The organism is Acidovorax sp. M14 (genome assembly GCF_049331375.1).
In the GTDB taxonomy this organism is placed as follows: Bacteria; Pseudomonadota; Gammaproteobacteria; order Burkholderiales; family Burkholderiaceae_C; genus Acidovorax.
This window is the reverse complement of the sequence record NZ_CP186263.1, coordinates 3,980,678-3,998,042: the sequence shown is the minus strand read 5'-3', so window position 1 is coordinate 3,998,042 and position 17,365 is coordinate 3,980,678. Positions and strand designations below refer to the sequence as shown.

Below are 17,365 nucleotides of genomic sequence, written 5' to 3'. Positions count from 1 at the left end.
GAGCGATGGGTTAAAGCAGGTCAGCCCGCTGCCGCAACCTCTTCAGAGGCTGGCTGTGCAGCGTCGGCCTCGCGCCTGCGCTGCTGGCGTGCATCCAGCCAGATCAGCGTGCCCGAGATCGACAAGAACGCGGGCGTCATGCCCAGCAAGAAGTACAGCCACTTGAGCGCCAGCCCGCCAAAGTCGCCAAAGTGCAGGGGCTCCATGAGCCCATTGACCAGCGACCAGAAGCCCGCCGTGCGCGGGTCGTGCACCTTCTTCGGCACGCCCGTGGCGGCATGGATGTCCACCCGCGCGGTGCTGGCCAAGTGGCCCTGCAGGTTGCCGGTGAAGCCCGCCTCGGCCGTGCTGGTGCCCCAGCGGCGCAGCGACACATAACGCGCCTCCAGCCCCGGCACGGCCTGCTGCGCGGTGGCGTAGAGCGCATCCAGCGACTGCATGGGCGCGGGCTCGCTGCCCTCGGCCTTGCGCGCGGGTTTGGCGGCTGCCGCTTCTGTGCTGCCAGTGGTCACGTACTTGAAGCCCTGTTCAAACAGCGGCGCCAGCCCCATCCAGGCGCCCGTGGCTGCGATCAGGATGTGAAAGCCCAGCCCCCAGATGCCCGCAGACTTGTGCAGGTCCGACATCACCACGCGAAAGCTGCGGCCCCAGCGCTGGGTGAACAGCTCGGCCAGGATCTTGCGGTGGATGACGATGCCCGTGGCAATCAGCACCAGCATCGCCACGCCCAAAAAGCCCACGATCCAGCGCGGCCCGAAGAACAAAAACACATGCAGCATGCGCAGGTACTGGCCGAGCTGGCTGTCCACCGGGCCCACCACCGCGCCCGTGTCAGAGCGCAAGGCCACCTTGGTGCGCGTGTTGGCCGGGGCTCCGCGCTCGCGCACAAACGCAAAGTAGTTGGGGTTGACCGCGTCGGGCAGCCCAATGGTCTCTACCGTGGCGCCGGGGTAGCGGGTTTGCAGCTGCGCCAGCACCGCATCGAGTGACGCAGGTTTTTCAGAGCGCGGCAGCTGCGCCAGTGACGGGTTGGCCCACAGGTCGATTTCGTTCTTGAAAACCACCACCGCGCCCGAGAAGCACACGATGAACATCAGCAGCCCCGTGACGATGCCCGCCCAGGAGTGCAGGGTGAACAGGCGGTTGAGTGTGCGCTGGCTGGTCATGGTGTGCGGGCATCAGGGGGTGGGGCCGTGCGTCAGAAGAAGTACGTCACGCCCAGGCTGAAGTTGCGCGGCAGCGAGGGCGAGACCACGTTGGCGTTGATCGCGCCGTCGTAGTACGCCTTGTCGAACAGGTTCTTCACCCCCGCCGTGATGCGGTAGTTCTCACCCACGTAGCTGATGGACGCATCGGCCACAAAGTACGACGGCAGCGTGAACGGGTAGGAGCCGATCTGCTCGCTCACATAGCGCCCGCCCACGCCCAGCGTCACGCGCGGGTACTGCGGCAGCTTGTAGGTGGCCCAGGCCGTGAGTGTGTGGCGCGGCGTGAGGTTGAGCGGCAGGCCCACGATGGCGGCGTTGTTGTCGCGCGTGACCTTGGTCTGTGTGTAGGTGTAGGCGCTGGTGATCTTCCAGCCGTTCTTCAGGTCCGCACCCAGCTCCAGCTCCAGCCCGCGTGCACGCTGCTCGCCGGTCTGCACGCTGAAGCCCGTGTTCACCGGATCGGCGGTGGTCACGTTCTGGCGCACCAGGTCGAAGACCGCGAGCGCGCCGGTGATCTGGCCGTTGGGGGACTCGTACTTCACGCCCGCCTCCCACTGCTTGCCGGTTTCGGGCACGAAGTTCGAGCCTGCAAACGTCAGACCCGACTGGGGCAGGAACGATTCGCCATAGCTGCCATACGCGGCCCAGCCGGGCTTGAACTCGTACACCAGGCCGGCCGACAGCGTGGTGGCGCTGTCCTTCTGGCGCGTCTGTGTTTGGGCCACGCGGTTGTTGGTGTCGTTGGTGGACCAGTCGCGGCGCAGGCCCACCAGGGCCGTCCAGCCCTGGCCGAACTTGATCTGGTCCTGCGCATACAGCCCGGCCACGGCGAGCTTGGAAGGCGCGTCGCTGGTCAGCGCCTCGGGACAGGTGGCCTGCATGCCATACACGGGGGCGAACAGGTCCAGCGCGCCGATGCGGCAGGTGCGGCTGGCCAGCAGGCTGGTGCCGCTGCGCACATCCAGGCCCGTGACCAACTGGTGCTTCACGCCCAGCGCTTCAAAGCGCGAGAGCAGCGAGGTGTCGGTGGCCAGCAGGTCGTAGTCCATGTACTGGCGCGAGGCCTGTCGGTTCTGCAGCCGCTGGTTGGCCTGCAGCGCCTGGTTGGAAACGAAGTTGCCCGTGCCCTTTTCGGTCTCGTAGCGCACGTTCTGGCGGAAAGTCATGGCATCCGACAGGCGATGCTCCAGCGCGTAGCCCACCGTGGTGCTCTCCACGTCGTACACGCCAAAGCTCGGGTCGCCCGTGAACATGGTGCGGGACAGCGTGCCGTTGCGGTTGGGCAGCAGCGTGCCGTAGGGCGTGATGCCCTGCTGGCGCATCCACTCGCTCTGGCTGTAGGTGGCAAACAGCACCAGGTCGGTCTGCGCGCCCAGGTCGATGGAGAGCGAGGGTGCAAACCACCGGTCCTTGCGGTAGACGAACTGCGTGGGGTCGTCGGCGTTGGACACCTGTGCGTTGATGCGCAGCGCCGTCTTGCCGGATTCGGACAGCGGTCGGTTGATGTCGGCCTGCAGCGTGCGCTGGCCGAAGCTGCCCACTTCCACGCCCACCTCGTTGATCGCATCCTTCTTGGGCCGCTTGCTCACCGCGTTGACGATGCCACCCGGCTGCACCTGGCCATAGAGCACCGACGCCGAGCCCTTGAGGACTTCGAAGCGCTCGTAGCCGTAAGGCTGCAGCTTGGCCCACATGCCCGGGCTTTGCACCAGGCCATCGACCAGGATGGATTCGGTGGAGCGAAAGCCCCGGATGTTGAGGTCGTCAAACCCCCGGCGGCCAAAGTTGACGGGACTCACGCCCGCCACGGTCTGCAGCGCCTGCTGCACATTGGTGATCTGCCGCGACTCCATCTGCTCGCGCGTGACGACGCTGACCGACTGCGGTGTCTCCAGCCGTCGCATGGGCGCCTTGCTGGCAGTCTGGGCCTCAACTGGGGCAAAGCCCATGTCTTTTTCGGAGCTGGCGTTGATGCGGACTTCCTGTAACTGGGGGGCGGCCGTTGCCGGGTCTGCAGTGGGTGCGCTGGCCTGCTGTGCCGAGGCGGCTTGGGCGAGGCACAGGGCCAGCGGGGTCAGGGTGAAGAGGCGGGCGCGGCTGAGCCGCGGCAAGGGCGAGCGCGCAGGCGGTGACAAGCGCTGGGGTTGAGAAAGCATGGAGGTCCCGGTGAAGGTGAGCGGACAACAGACGCAGTGGGGCGCTGGCTCACGTGACGTATCGGGACGTTGGCTGGCAGTATGTTCAGAATTGTAATGCGAATAATTCTTGTTTAATGCCTAAAATGAGTGAGGGTATGGTGCCGGCGTCGGTGCTGGAATGGCGCGCCGCGCGCTTTGGCACTGATTTACACCGTCTTTGGCGCTAAATTTCGCTGCCTTTGGCGCTGAATGTCTCAAACAAAAGCCGCCCGGAGGCGGCTTTTAAACCCGGCTACTGGTCTTTTCACTCGCTGGACAGCATCGCCACGATCCTTTCCAGCTCCTCCTGCACGCTTCGCAAATCACCTGCGTAGCCCCAATGCCTGGGCTTGCTTGCCGCCTTGTGGCTATGAACAGCCAACCGGTCGTTCAGCGCGGCCAGAAGGATGGAAATGTTGGCCTGCCGGGCTTGATAGGTTTCCAAGGCGGTCGATTCCTGGTCCGCATCAATCAATTCGAGGCCGCTGGCATTTTGGAAGGTGATCATTGAGGGCTCTTTAAAGTGGTGTTGCGATGAACCCAGTACCGCTCTTTAAAGCCCCGCCAGCAAGCCAAGCCAGACCGCCGTTGTCTGGCACTAGGCCAGTTTAAAGTTGCTGATCAGCACCTCGGCCGCCTCCTGCTTGCTGCTGCCGCTGATGCTGTACCGGGTCTTCACTGCCTCAATCCGGAAGTCCGCGAAGGTCTCCCGCACCCCAGGGGTGTCATTCAGGCTCAGGATGAACTTGCCTTTCACAGCTCCCAGGAGGCACGCCAGGCGCGCGAAGTCATCCTTGCTGAACAATCCCTCGCCGTAGTCCTTCTCACAGTCCCAGTACGGCGGGTCAACGTAGAAAAACGTCCCCGGCTTGTCAAAACGCTGGATGACCTGGTCGTAGGGCTTGTTCTCGATGAACACCCGCGCCAAGCGCAGATGGGCTTCGCTCAGGTCCTCCTCGATCCGCAGCAGATTCAACCGAGGCGCGCCGGTCGCCGAGATGCCGTAGGTCGGCTTCACGATCCGGGCGCCAAAGCTGGACTTCGCCAGGTAGAAGAACCGGGCCGCCCGCTGGATGTCCGTGAGCGTGTCGGCAGGCGTTTTGAGGAAGCGGTCGAACTCGTCACGCGACACCAGCATCCAGCGGAACTGAGTGACCAGCTCGGCCAGGTGGAACTTCACGCACCGGTACAGGTTGGTGAGGTCCGAATTGATGTCGTTGATGATCTCGACCTTGCTTTCCGGCTTTTTAAAGAGCACCCAGGCCGCGCCTGCGAACACCTCGCAGTAGGTCTGGTGAACCGGCATCTTCTCGATGATCCGGTCTGCCAAGCGGCTCTTGCCGCCCAGCCATGCCAAAGGGCTTTTTTGCGTCGTCATTGCACATTGCTTTGTGACGCTCGTGGCGCTCTGGTGGGGGGCTCTGCCCGCTGCGATCAGCGGGGCTGGCTCTCCAGTGGTTCAGGCACCCGCAGCGCGGGCACTTGATCTCTACGATTCCATCGGCTCGGGCCAGCAACTTCTGGCACCGTCCGCATCTCACTTCCTGCATGTCGGCATCACCTATGATCAGCCCCGCCTAGCTAGGTGGCAGGGTCTTTGGTCGATGCCGTGCTCACTCACGGCGGAGGCGTTTGCAGGGGGTGTTAGCGCACCCCTTGCACTCGCCCTGTCTTTTTTGCTATCCCTCGGCCGACACATACGTCAGCGTCGGTGCACCTCCTTCAATCAGGCCAGCCCGCACAAACACGCGCTGGCCTGCCGTGCCCTCTCCCCGGGCCTGAAGCACCCCGCCGCCTGGCAGCGTGATGATTGCCACGCCCCCTGCGATGGAAGTGATCTCGCCGACTTCCAGGGGCTGATCTGGCATCAGGTCCATGAACTCCCGATAAGCGTTAGGCATGGGTCTCGATCTCCAGCGTTTGGCGCAGGCGGGGGAGGTTCCAATCGATGGCCGTGCTGCGCACGATGCCCATCACCGGGGTGTCACCCAGGTAGCGCACGAATTGGCCTGGCACGATGACGCCGGTCTCGGGCAGCACCTGCATGTTGAGCGTGATGCGCTCTTGCTTGCCGGTGTCCGACAGCTCGGCAATACCGCGCTGGCGATGGGCGTCCGGGTGGGTGATCAGGGCATGGTTCACCTGGGGGGCGATCACGTTGCCTGCTGTGCCCGTCCGCGTGAACGGACCAAACACCCCGGCGCCTATGCCGCCCAGGAACACGCGGTTGTAGGCGGGCTTGTCGATGTACTCGGTGCCCTCGACCTCGGCCGCATCGGCGGGAATCTCAAAGTCGGGCGTGATGCTGTCCCAGTACCAGGGCGCCAGCGGATAGCGCGGCAACACCCGCAGCGTGGCGGCCGTGTTGTGGGGTTGCACATAGCCGCCTGCGGCCCCTGCGATGTCGTTGATGGCGTCGATGTAGGTGCCCTGGATCGCCCAAGCCCCAGCAGGCACCAGCCAGTCGTCCAGCCCCCAATCCACCGTCCAGCCCATGGGTACGCCATTGACCGTGAGCACGTCGGCCATGAGCTGCTGGGCAGTGCGGTCCACCAGGTTGCGAAACGACTGCTTGGGAGCGTCGGCCGAGCCGAGCACCGAGGCCTTGCCCTTGCCAGACACCGCCCAGCGCGTGGGGCTGAAACGCCGGTCCCGCGACTTCGCTTCCAGCCGCAGGCGGAACTCCACCCCATTGACGAACACCGCCAGCTCGGCCGGATCGCCCGCACTGTCGCGGCCCAGGTGGTTTGCGGCATCGCTGTGCAGCGTTGCCGTCCAGGACCAGGTCCAGGACTGGTGGTCCAGCGACATGCTGAAGCTGTAGGCGCGCAGCTCGGCGCCCGTGTCCACCCGGTGCAGGGTGATGTTGTTGATCACGATGTAAGTCCTCCGAACTGGAACAACGATGGTCTCGCCTGGCTGCGGCCCCGGCCCATGCCGCTCACACACGAACACCAAGCCCACGGGCTGGCTGCTGTCGGCCAGCTCTTCAAACACCAAATGCGCGGGCAGGCTGGGCACGTAGCACGGGTCTTCGGCAGGCGGCTGCACGGGCCTGCTGATGCCTGGCGGTGGCTTGCGGGCCTCCTCATACCGCGAGGCCCACACGCGAGACAGCGGCAGCGCATGGTCGAAGCGGCCCAGGACATCGGCGTGGCGGCCCTGCGCCTCTTCAAAGCGCGACCGCACCAGATTGCGCAGGCGGGTGGCGTCTTCAAAGCGTTGCAGCGTTGGGGGCGCTGCGAGCTGCAGGGCCTGCTGCATGACCTGTAGTGCCACGGAGCGCAGTCGCGTCGCTTCCTCAAACCGCTGCAGTGCTGGGGCGCTGCCCAGGCGTTGCGCTTGCTGCATGACCTGGCGCACGACAGCGCCCCGGGGCTGCGCCTGCTGCCAGCGCACCTGGTGCACGGCGCCAACAACGCTGGCGTCTTGCCACACAGACAAGACTGCGGCCTGCATCGGCTGGCCCTGCTCATACCGAACCTGGTTGCTTGCCTGCAGCCCCCGGGCGTTCTGCCAGCCGTTCACGGTTGTGGCCGCCACGGGCCGCTCCACGTTCACATCAAACCGCACCTCGATCCTGCCTCGCAGGCCCGTCAAAGTGCCTGCCGCGCGCAGCCTGGTCGCCACGCGCACGCCGATGCGGCCGCGCAGACCGGTGATCGTGCCGCTGGCCAGCAGCTCGACGGCGCCAGGTGGCAGGCCACTGTCATCGCCAAAAACGATCTCGACGGGACCGCCTGGCGCGTTCGCCAGCTGACCAAAGAGCAGATCGGTGCTTGCCACAGCCCAGCCCTACGTGAGTGAGGTGGTGCCCAGCAGCACCAGGCCACCGGCCTGCAGCAGCGGGCTGGTCTCGCCGATGGGCGTGACGCCCCCGGCCACCCAGAAGTCGCCACCGTTGGCCTCGTCCGTCACGCTGCCCTCCGCCACGATCTGGCCTGCGCCATTGACCCACAGGCCCCAGCGCGGCATGCCCGTCGCCATCACCAGCGTGCCGTCAGGGTCTGCCACGTGCAGCACCAGGGCACCGTCCACGATGGAGGCGCAAGGCACAGCCAGCACCACTTCGGCCTGCGGCAGGTCGCCCGCAGCGCCATCCAGCGCCGAGTGCCGTGCGGTGGTGTACAGCTGGATCTTGCTGGGGCCCGGGCCTGCGTCAGCCAACTCGATGGTGGCCTGCAGCTGGGCCAGCGCCGTGGCAGGGCCGATGCGCCAGGTGCCGCTCATGCCAGCACCTCGGGCGTGAGCCGGTTGGCCGCCACGGGGCGAAAGTTACCCGCAGCGTCTTCAGCCAGCGTCAAAAACTGCTGGCTGGTATCGATGCCCCTGAACTCAAAATAGCCCGTCGTCTGGTCGCTCCAGGTCTCGCGCACCGGCAGCTTGCTGCGCTGGTGCAGCAGCACCACGCGGGCCTTGGCGGGCACGTTCGGAGTGCCCTTGGTCTTGGTGGTGCCGTAGATGGCTCCGGCGCCGCCCACCTCAACGTCCCGGGCCAGCTGCAGGCGCGCGGCGCTGCGGGTGCTGTGGCCTGGCACCAGAAACGACGCAGCCACGCCCGCGCGCGCGGCTCGGTAGCCCTTGAGCGGTGTCGCAGGCGCCGGGAACGTTGCAGTCGGCACCGGCAGCGGGCCGCCCGTGCCCCGTAGAGCCAAGCCCTGCGTGAACCGCATGGGCCCCAACAGGCCCAGAAAGCTTCTGCTCCCAAGGCCGCTGAGCGGGTTGCCGCCCAGCCGGATGTTGCCGGGCGACAGCGGCGTAAAGGTGCCCGAAACCGTGTACGAGATCACATCCACCGAATTGACGGCAGCGATCAGCGTGTTGCCCCTGCGCGTGACTTCCAGATATGACCAAAAGCCGTTGGGGACCGACCCACCTGAATAGCTGGACACGTTGACCCAGCTTTGCCCATCCAAAGAAGCGAGCACAGCGAGTGCCCCGGTGGACAACAGAGAAACGCCCACGTTGGCATAACCTGCAAATGGCGAAACGCCGATATCAATGATGTAGTTGCCATTCGCAGTGGTGGATGTCGGTTTGCACCACTGCTCCAGGGTCCACTCCGTGTTGCTGACCGCAGACCTGACATTGCCCGGGATCGTGGCGACCCCGCTGCTCGGGTCGAGGGCATCGCCACCAAAGGGGTCAGCGCCAGCCACCCATGCCGCGCCCACCAATGTGATGGGGGCACCGAATGCGCTTTCATCGACGCGGTTGCCCCGCAGCAGAATGGCGGATTCTGAGGACTGGTACATCAGCGGCTCCAGGGGCCGGTCATGTCCATAAAGACCGTGCCCACGGTGCCGCTTGCGGGCGGCCCGGTGCGGATGGCCATCAGCCGGCGCCCTGCCAAGTCGTCAGTGCCATCGACGATGGCGCCCGAGGCGAAAGCGCTGCCCAAGTCTTGCACCGGGTGCAGCAGGCCCGGCAGCGTGCCCCGGATACCGAGCGCGTGCAACTCCAGCGCGCCGGTCATCAGGCCGTTGTTGGGGCCGTTGGGATACGACCCGAGAGAGTACCCAGCCACCCCGGCATAGACATCCGTCGTGCCGCCGTTGTGGTGGGCGCCCAGGCGCTGCACAGAGGTCGATTGGCCGATGGCGGTGTGCGAGCGCACTACGTAGGCCCCATTGCGGGTGGTGCGCCCGGAGTAGCCAAGACAGCCATCGGGCGCCGTAGAGGCATTGGTCTGGTCGGCCTGGTTGCCGCTGAGCAGGTATCCGTAGGCATCGCCGCTTTTGAGACTGGCGATGTCACCGCTGAACACCAAGGTGTATCGGTCGCTGCCCGCAGAGGCGACGGCCAGATAGAACGCACGCTCATCGGCCACCAGATACCAGGTGCGGGCGGTGCTGTTGGCCGTGCTGCTCTTGGGCCAGTACAGGCCGCCAGAGAGCTGGCTATCGAGCGGCGTGGGGCCTGTGCCGGTGCTCGCATCGGTCATGGCCTCATAGGCGCGCACGCGGGCGTTGGTGGTGCCCGTGTCATCAATGCGCAGCACACAGCCGGTGGCCTCGACCACCGTGGGCTTGACGCACAGCACGTTGGTGACCGTGCCAGCAAACAGCTCCTGCCAACCCGCTGCGGCCACCTTGTGCGTGATGGTGCCGGTCGCCGTACCGTTTGCGATGCCTGTGGCATCGAAAGTGACCGAGTTGGTGGTGGTGGTGAGGATGCGCTTTTGCCCATTGAGGCCCGCAGGCGTAGCCCCGGCAAACTGCGACACGGTGCCGACGCGGTAAGGGTGCGCCCCGGCAAAAGTCGCAGTGGCAATGCCGGAGGCCACGGTGAGCGTGGCCACGGAGCCAGCCCCGAAGCCATCGACCAGGCAGGCTTTGATCAGCGCACGCAATGCGCCAGCGGAACCAGAAAGGACGGGCGCGCCCGTCATCGCGGAATCGAAGGTGTAAATCATGGTGGTTCTGGATCAGATGACTGGGGTGGTGGGCGCGCGGTCGATATCGCCGCGCTCGGTCAGTTCAAAGGCGTAGTCGGTGCCGATGGCCTCCGAGGGCTGCGTGGCGCGGATGACGGCCATGGGGTAGTAGGTGCCCACGGTGGGCAGGAACAGCGTGTTGCCCGGCACCCAGCCCGCGCCCCACCCTGCAGCAGCCAGCGTGAAGTAAGGCGCCCCGCTGATGGGGTTGATGGGGGCGATGGCCGTGTTGCGGCTGAAGGTGCCGAGGTTGCCGACGTGCTCGCCGATCACCTCTACGTCGGTGCCCCCGGTCAGCACGCGCAGGGCAAAGCGCTCGGTCACGGCGCCTGCGTTGGTCACCACCACAGGGAACGCGCCGTCGTTGTAGGTGGCGGGCGCGGGGTTGCCCACCGTGGCGTCGGCCCAGGTCACGCCGTCCCACGTCTGTTGGTCGAACACCGGCAAGGCCCGCGCGCGCAGGTTGCCCGCCATGATGGCGCTGCTGACCACACTGCCCACGGGGAACACATGCGCGAGCTGCTTGGTCAGCTTGAGGGTGCCATCGATTTGCACATCGGCCACGCGGGCCATCTGCTCGATGCGGTGCTTCACCGTCACGGGCTGCACCCAGCCAGTGATATCGGTGACAGCCACGGTGCCAGCGTCAAGATCGGGGGTGTAGCCCGTGCGGATCAGCTGCCCATCGGCGCCGACCAGGTACACCCGTGAGAGGCGCTCGCGGGCGCAGTTGATGGTCTGCCCGTTGGCATAGGTCGCGGCAGGCACCACACCGGTGTGGCCGATGACCACATAGCTGCCCACGCGGTAGATCGGCACGCGGCCATCGGGCGGCAGGCGTACCGGGTCCAGGCCCACGATATCGGCGTCCAGCGGCAGGTAGAAGTAGGCCACGCTGTTGTAGCGCAGGGTGGTGGGGTCCACAGGCCAAGGCCGCCAGATCTTGCCCGGCTCGACGGCACCGACGTCGGCGGCGTTGTACCACCACTCTGCCTTTTGCGCGGCGGTGAGGCTGGAGTCGAGAACGAAGTCACCGAACTGCAGCTCGGCCACCCCATACTGGTAGTCGAAGTACCCCAGCATGTGGGGTCCGATCAGGTTGCCGCTCAAGTCTCCGGTGGCCGTGAGGGCGTTGCCCTGCACGTCCAGCAGCGTCATCACGAAGCCTGTGGGCTTGATCGGCGCTGCCTGGGTGCGCATGAAGATGCTGGCGGTGCGCCAGGCGCCCTTCTGGGTCCACAGGCTGTTGAGCACAAAGTTGCTGGGCGAGCCGCTGACTACCCAGTCGGTCATGCGGGCCAGGCCCGCGCCATAGTCGATGGTGCCGCTGGCAAACCCTGTGGTGGTGGAGCTGCGGCCCCGGTAGATCACGCCCTCGAAATCCTCATACACCTCACCCATCCAGGTGAAGCGCACGCTGCCAGGCACGATGCGGTCTGTGGTGTATGGGCACAGGTCAATCACCACATCAGGCGGGGTGAACGACATGGTCTGGCTGGTGGGCGACGTGGTGCCCACCTTGTAGCGCGCCACCACGCTGGAGCCTGCGAGGATCTGTGCGCCCACGGCTGTGGTGCCATATTCGCCTCCACGCTGCGAGCTGCCTCCACTGGAAGACGTGCCACTGCCGCCCGCCGCATTGTCGAACTCGGTGGCGCTTTCGTGGTCGGCCTTGTAGCTGGTGGTGCTGGTGTCAAAAGACACCATGCGCAGCGACACGGTCTTGCTGGCGTAGGCCACCGTACCCATACCGCCGATGAAGCCTCCCGCACCGTCGTCGGTGATGGTGTTGAGGTCAAGCCGTCGCAGCGTGCCGCCCTGATCGCTTTGCCGCGTGAGCGTGCTCTTGCTGCTGTTGCTGCGCACCGTGGTGATGAGGGCCGAGACGTATTCGACCCCAGCGCTGCCCGGGTAGCCAGAGCTGCCGTTGAACCACAGTGCCACCCCGGTGCCACCCGCGCCAGTGGCCCCCGTGGCGCTGAGCTTGTCTTCAGCCGCCAGGCGGGGCACCTGCTGCACGACGGTGCTGCTGTCGGCGGTCTTGTTGCTGCTCTCGCTGGCGAGCGTGCCGCCGCTGGTGTTGGACACCTCGCGCGCGGTGACCCAGCTGATGGACAGCGAACCCGCCGCAGGCTGCTGGGCCAGCGTGAGGGTGGCAAAGCCGCCCCCGTCCACCGTGGGTGCGGGCAGGATCTCGGTTTGCTGCGTGCTGACCTGGTAGGCAACGCTGAACTGGCCGCCCGGGTCGATCATGTACGCAGGGCGGAGGAACACGGTGCCGCTGGGGGCGTCGATCTCCCCAGCCGCGTGGCCCGTGATCTTGCCCGCTGCATTGGCTGTGGCCGTGCGCGTCACGCCGCCAGAGGTCCAGGTGATGACAGCCGAGCCGGGCTCATAGCCGTCCTGCTCCAGCACAAAACAATACTCAGGGGGACGCACCTGGGCGCCCTGTGCACTGCGGTTGGTGAAGCCCACCCGCTCGCCCCACTGGATGATGATGCTGCTGCCCGCATCGGGCAGCGATGGCAAGGTCACAGAGCCGCTGCCGGTACCGTAGATGATCTGCCCGGCGCCGCTGCCGGTGAAGGCACCAGAGCCATCATCTTGCAGCGAGTACCAGGTGCCCAGCGCCATCCAGCTGATGGTGATGGTGGCAGGCTCTGGCAGCGGCTTGAGCAGGAACACGTAGTTGAACCCCCGGTTCTCCTGCCCGACCTTGATACGCTGGGTGTGCGGCGCTGCGGCCACCTCCACCTGGCGCGGCGACGTTGCCAGCACGATGCTGCGGGTGGCAGCGGGACGCTGGTCCAGCGCCGATGTCTCGGTGCGGGAGTTGGGCACCAGCTGCGTGTAGATGCTGGACACCTTGACGGCGCTGTCGCCGATAGCCCCTGCTACCGTCAGGGGCGATGCACCGTAATACACAGCGGCATCGGCCACGGTGGTGTCACGGATGAGGGTTTTGGTGGTGTTGCGGCCAAACGAACGGTCAGGTGGACTGCCGGGGAAGTTGTAGCGCAGCGCATCGGAGAGGTCGAGCTGACTGACCGAACCCTGGAAGTCGATATAGCTGCCGCTGGCCTGGTAGGTGAAAGTGCGCGTCTCTGTAGTGACCTTGGTCACGCGCACGTACTGGATGAGCTGGCCCGGCAGGTTCTCGTTGTAGATCAGCACCAGCGTGCGGCCGATGGGCGGGGTCGGCGTGCCTGGCCGGTGGAACAACTGGATGTTGCGCTGACCCACGACGTGGTTCTCCAGCAGGTAGCCCGACCACTCGCTGCCCTGAATCAGGTAGTTGGCAATGGCCGCCGCAATCTCGGTGCGGCGCGCGAACAGGTTGCACTTGGCGAGCGTGACCGACACATTGGGGTCGGTGGGCAGCATGGACAGGATGAAGTTGGCACCCATGTACTGCTCGGCGGTGGAGGTCATCACCGCTGCATGCACCTGCCGAATGCTGACGTTGCCACCGGCGCGGTCTGCCTCGGTGATGTCAGAGAAGATGTGGTTGCTGCCGCCGTAGGGGATGACGTTGCCGGTGGGGCCGCCGCCGCCCTCGGGCACATCGTCCATCACGCGGGACGCGAGCAGCTTGATGTCGCCTTCAAGGATGGTCATGGGTCAGACTTTCAGAAAACGGAAGGTGGGGCGATAGAACAGCTCGGGCGTGATCTCGCCGTCCAAGAGCTTCCAGATCGGCTGGGCCGAGAAGCCGCCCTTGGCGTGATCAAAGATGACCCGGTGCGTCTCGCCGCGCAGGACCAGGTCGAGCTGGATGCCTGGCAACTTGGCCCAGGCCTGCAAGGAGCTGCACAGGGCGCGGCTGATCCAGGCGTTGGTGTCGGTGCCTTCCAGCGTGATGGGCTGGCCCGCCTGCTTGACGGACACGTCCACCAGCAGTGCGCCGGTGGTGCTGTATCCCGTGGCCTGCTCGACCGGGGACCAGTCGAACTCATCCGCCCAGTGCAGGCGGTCGCTCAGGGTTGCGGTGGTGCCGCTGTAAGTCAGTGTGATGCTCATGGGGTCTACCGGACAGCCGTGCTCTTGGCCCGAGCCAGCCTGCGCAGCAGGTCTTCACCCTTGCCCTGGCTCTCTGCATCGGCAAAGCGCACGGTGGTGGGTTGGCCGTCGATAGTGATGTTGGAGACGTAGGTGGCGCCCGAAGAGCCGCCACTTCCGCCTGCAGACGTTGCCGGACCTCTTTGAGGAGTGGTTCGCCTTCTTCTTTCGAAGTCGAGCATCTGGTCCGCGTCGGCGTTGCCTTCGTCGGTGTATTTGTAGTACTCGGCCATGTTGCCCAGCGCTTCAGACAACGTGCCGAACTTTCCAGCCCACCGCTTTTGGACATCCTTGGCTGTGTATGGCACTTTGCCGTTGGCATCGACAAATTGCTCAGAGAGCTTCCGAGCGAGCAGCTCATCAAGCCCGGCCTGTTTGAGGTAGTCGATGATTGCGGTGCGCGTCCATATGCCTTGGGTCAGCGCACGGCCCATCGCATCGCTCGACCAGCCGTCCTTGTTGCGGAACTGCGAGCCGCCCGTGCCCACTTCCTGCACACCACCACCCAGCTCCTGGCCGTTGCTGGAGAACCGACCGCGTTCAAACAAGCCCTTGTCGCCCTCTCCCGGACGGCCGTAGGTCTGCTGCATGCGGCGCTGGTATTCCTGCAGGGCCTGCGTTGAGGTACGGATCGCCGAGGTCACGCCACCCCAGTCGCGCTGCATACCTGGCGCCACGCGACCGCTGGATGCACCGGTCTGCTCAATGGAGTCACGCAGCTTCAGCGTTGCCTTGCCCGCAGCGTCGAGCTGGACCTCGTAGCCGCGCACAGCCGCTTGCCCTTCAACCCAGGCTGGAGCAACCCCTTTGTTTGCTGCGATAGCCGCCTCCGCAGCCCGTTTAAAGCCCTCGCCCAATTCGCGGGCACTCGCTGTGCCGCTGGCGGTAAGCGTGTCGTAGGCTTCCTTGGCATCGGTCGCCGTCTTCTTGAGCGTCTCGTCGGACGTCACACCCAGTTGCTTCAGAGCCTCGCGCACGCTGTTGATGCCTGGAGTAGCTTGGTCCAGGGCATCTTTCAGGGCGAGTGCCTTTTCTTTTGCCTGGTCGAGCAAGCCATCAGCGATCTTGTCGCCCAGGACCTTGCGAACCTGCTCGATCTGAGAGCGCACGGTCTCCAGTGCTTTCTCGCTATCCGCCGACTGGATGGCCTTGCTCAACGACGCGGTGAGCGCGCGACCGGTGTCCACGCCCTCTGCCTTTAGCTTGTCTAGGCCCGCGATGATGGCTTCCACGTCGTTGATGGCGCTGCGGGAGGTGGTGCCGATCCGACCTTGCAGTTGTTCAAACTCAAGCCCTGTGCGCTTGACTGCCTCCCGAAGGAGCGCATCCATCAACTGAGCGGATCGATCCGCTTCTCGTGTCAGCACTGCGAAGGTCGCGTCAGCTGTTGCCTTAAGAGCCTTCAACTGTTCTTCGGCGACTCCTTGCGAGAATGCATCCTGGTATGCCTTAGCAGCTTTCTCAGCTTCGCTACGCGCCGCAAAGAATGCAGCCCGGGCCTTAGCTTCAAAGTCAGCCAGGTCTTTGCCATCCAGTGCTTTCGACCAGGCGGCTTGTAACTCGCTAGCAGTGATCTTTCCGTCAGCGGCCAATTTTTCAAGGACCGCTGAGAAGTCACGAATGCCTTGAACCTTCGTGAGATCGAACGCGTCCGTTGCCTTCTTCAACGCTTCGGCAACGCTCAAGCCCTCCTTGGTCAACTTCTCAAAATCCCCGAGGCTTACTCGCGCAGCCTTGGATAAGTCGAAAGTGCGATCAATAGCAGCTTGAATAGCAGCGGCCAACCTTGCCTTGTCTGCTGCCGCCTCCTTGGCAAGGTCTGCCGCCAGCTTGTCTGCGCGTGCCAGCTCATCGGTACGGTCCTTGTACCCCGCCAGCTTGGCGGCGGCCTCACCGATCCAGGTGCCGATGTCCTTGAAGTTGGCGACCAGGCCAATCAGGGTGAAGGTGCGCAGGCTGGCAAGGATCGTGGCGAATCGGCTCGCGCCCACTGCGGCTGTCGCGGCGGCGTTGCCAGACGCGACCATCTGAACATTGTTGGCAGCTACCGCTGCGGCCGAAGCCTGTGCGGCTACCCCGATTCCCAGGAAGTGCTGAGCGAGCCGGAGTGCCATGAAGGCAGCAGTGGCCTGTCCAACATCAATGAGAAGCCCTGCAACGGTCTTGAGGTTGTTGGCGAGTGCGCTGATCGCAGAGGCCGCCGTCGCACTAGCGCCGGTTGCCTTGTCGGTCTCGCTCACATAGAGGGTCCATTGGGTAGACAAGTCCTGCAGAGCCCGGCCCACCGTCGGTGGCAACTTTGAGAACTCGGCAGCTACCGTTTGGCTCTGCCCCTGCAGCGCTTTGATAACGGTGTCGCTGGTGAGCAAGCCAGCCTCTGCCATCTTGCGAAGCTCGCCAGTAGTGACGCCGAGGCCATCCGCCAAAGCGCGTGCCAGCCGTGGGCTCTGCTCCATGACGGAATTGAATTCATCGCCGCGCAAGGCGCCGCCCTGCAAGCCTTGCACCAGCTGGGTAATCGCCGCACTGGACGCCTGAGCGCTGGCGCCGCTGAGCTGGATCGTCTGATTGATCGTCTCGGTCAGCGCCAAGGCCTGGGTGCTGGCCGCGACAGTGGACAGGCCTGCGTCCTTGCCTGCCTGTGCCAGGCGCGTGAAAAGAACGCCCGTCTCTTCCAGCGCACTATGGGTGCGCAATGCAACTTGGGTGACTTCGTTCCAGGAGCGAGTGAAGTTGTCACCTTCGCCGGTCACCAGCTTCAAACGGGCCTGCAGGTTGTTGACCTGGTCTGCTGTCTCCGCCAGGTCCGATGCCATGGTCTTTAAACCCTGGAAGCCCTGGAGGGCTGCGTAGAAGCTCTGGAGACGGGCCAGTTGCTGGCTGATGGACTCCACACCGTCACCGATTTGGCGGTGGGTACGCACCATGGTCTCACCGGCATTGGAAGCTCCGGTGGCGGCCCCCTGGTAGGCGGGCACCAGGTCCTGAATAGCCTCACGAACTCCGGCCACCTCTTGGCGCAGTCTTTGCTGTGCATCACGGGCGTTCTGCCCGGACACACCAAAGCGCTGTAGTGCGGTCTGAGCGCCCGATAGCGCTTGCTCCTGCTGGCTCAGGGCTACACGTGCGGCATCGACCCCCGCCTGCAGGCGCTGCTGCGCTGCAACTTCCTGGGCAGTCGGAGGCCCCATGGCAGCAATTTGCCGACCATAGTTGGCGGCCTCGGTTTCTGCCGCCTTGAGCGCGCGACCCGCATCGCGTGCCTCGGTCTGCAGTTGCAAGAAGGCCGATATCGCAGCGTCTTGCTCGGCCAGCTCGCGCAGCCGGGCAGCGGCTGATTGTGCGGACTTTGACAGCTCGCCTGTCAGTACCTTGGAGACATCGTCCAGGTCATCCGCCAGGCCCGTGATGGACTCACGGCCCGAGACACCAACGCGGAGTTCTGCACTGACTTGCTTGTCGGCCATGTTTTCTTACAATGCAGG

The 17,365-nt window shown here is 65.0% G+C and carries 13 protein-coding genes; all 13 read right to left on the bottom strand.

What is annotated here, in order from left to right:
- Positions 1–20: 20 nt before the first annotated feature.
- Entirely contained in the window at positions 21–1,166 is a 1,146-nt protein-coding gene (locus ACOYR4_RS18705; RefSeq protein ID WP_422847644.1) for a PepSY-associated TM helix domain-containing protein, read from the bottom strand.
- Between the two features lie 32 nt (positions 1,167–1,198).
- Entirely contained in the window at positions 1,199–3,364 is a 2,166-nt protein-coding gene (locus tag ACOYR4_RS18700; protein ID WP_422847643.1) for a TonB-dependent siderophore receptor, read from the bottom strand.
- Between the two features lie 286 nt (positions 3,365–3,650).
- Positions 3,651–3,893 (bottom strand): hypothetical protein, encoded by a 243-nt coding sequence (locus ACOYR4_RS18695; RefSeq protein WP_422847642.1) that lies wholly within the window; start codon positions 3,891–3,893, stop codon positions 3,651–3,653.
- Between the two features lie 90 nt (positions 3,894–3,983).
- Complete coding sequence (locus tag ACOYR4_RS18690; RefSeq protein ID WP_422849688.1) at positions 3,984–4,742, bottom strand: DNA adenine methylase; 759 nt, start codon at positions 4,740–4,742, stop codon at positions 3,984–3,986.
- A complete protein-coding gene (locus ACOYR4_RS18685) occupies positions 4,633–4,935 on the bottom strand; it encodes a Com family DNA-binding transcriptional regulator (protein WP_422847641.1) in 303 nt (100 codons plus the stop codon). The genes ACOYR4_RS18690 and ACOYR4_RS18685 overlap by 110 nt, the downstream gene beginning before the upstream one ends.
- Positions 4,936–5,064: 129 nt before the next feature.
- Positions 5,065–5,286 (bottom strand): hypothetical protein, encoded by a 222-nt coding sequence (locus tag ACOYR4_RS18680; protein WP_422847640.1) that lies wholly within the window; start codon positions 5,284–5,286, stop codon positions 5,065–5,067.
- Positions 5,279–7,171 (bottom strand): hypothetical protein, encoded by a 1,893-nt coding sequence (locus tag ACOYR4_RS18675; RefSeq protein ID WP_422847639.1) that lies wholly within the window; start codon positions 7,169–7,171, stop codon positions 5,279–5,281. The genes ACOYR4_RS18680 and ACOYR4_RS18675 overlap by 8 nt, the downstream gene beginning before the upstream one ends.
- Positions 7,172–7,180: 9 nt before the next feature.
- Positions 7,181–7,615, bottom strand: a complete 435-nt coding sequence (locus tag ACOYR4_RS18670) for a hypothetical protein (protein WP_422847638.1) — start codon at positions 7,613–7,615, stop codon at positions 7,181–7,183.
- On the bottom strand, positions 7,612–8,640 hold the full coding sequence (locus ACOYR4_RS18665; protein ID WP_422847637.1) for a LamG-like jellyroll fold domain-containing protein: 1,029 nt from the start codon (positions 8,638–8,640) through the stop codon (positions 7,612–7,614). The genes ACOYR4_RS18670 and ACOYR4_RS18665 overlap by 4 nt, the downstream gene beginning before the upstream one ends.
- A complete protein-coding gene (locus ACOYR4_RS18660; protein ID WP_422847636.1) occupies positions 8,640–9,800 on the bottom strand; it encodes a hypothetical protein in 1,161 nt (386 codons plus the stop codon). The genes ACOYR4_RS18665 and ACOYR4_RS18660 overlap by 1 nt, the downstream gene beginning before the upstream one ends.
- 12 nt (positions 9,801–9,812) lie before the next feature.
- Positions 9,813–13,439 (bottom strand): hypothetical protein, encoded by a 3,627-nt coding sequence (locus tag ACOYR4_RS18655; protein ID WP_422847635.1) that lies wholly within the window; start codon positions 13,437–13,439, stop codon positions 9,813–9,815.
- 3 nt (positions 13,440–13,442) lie between these two features.
- Positions 13,443–13,841 carry a hypothetical protein gene (locus ACOYR4_RS18650; protein WP_422847634.1) on the bottom strand — a complete coding sequence of 133 codons (399 nt, stop codon included), beginning with the start codon at positions 13,839–13,841 and terminating at the stop codon, positions 13,443–13,445.
- 5 nt (positions 13,842–13,846) lie between these two features.
- Positions 13,847–17,347, bottom strand: coding sequence for a tape measure protein (locus ACOYR4_RS18645; RefSeq protein ID WP_422847633.1), 3,501 nt, complete (start codon positions 17,345–17,347; stop codon positions 13,847–13,849).
- Positions 17,348–17,365: the final 18 nt, after the last annotated feature.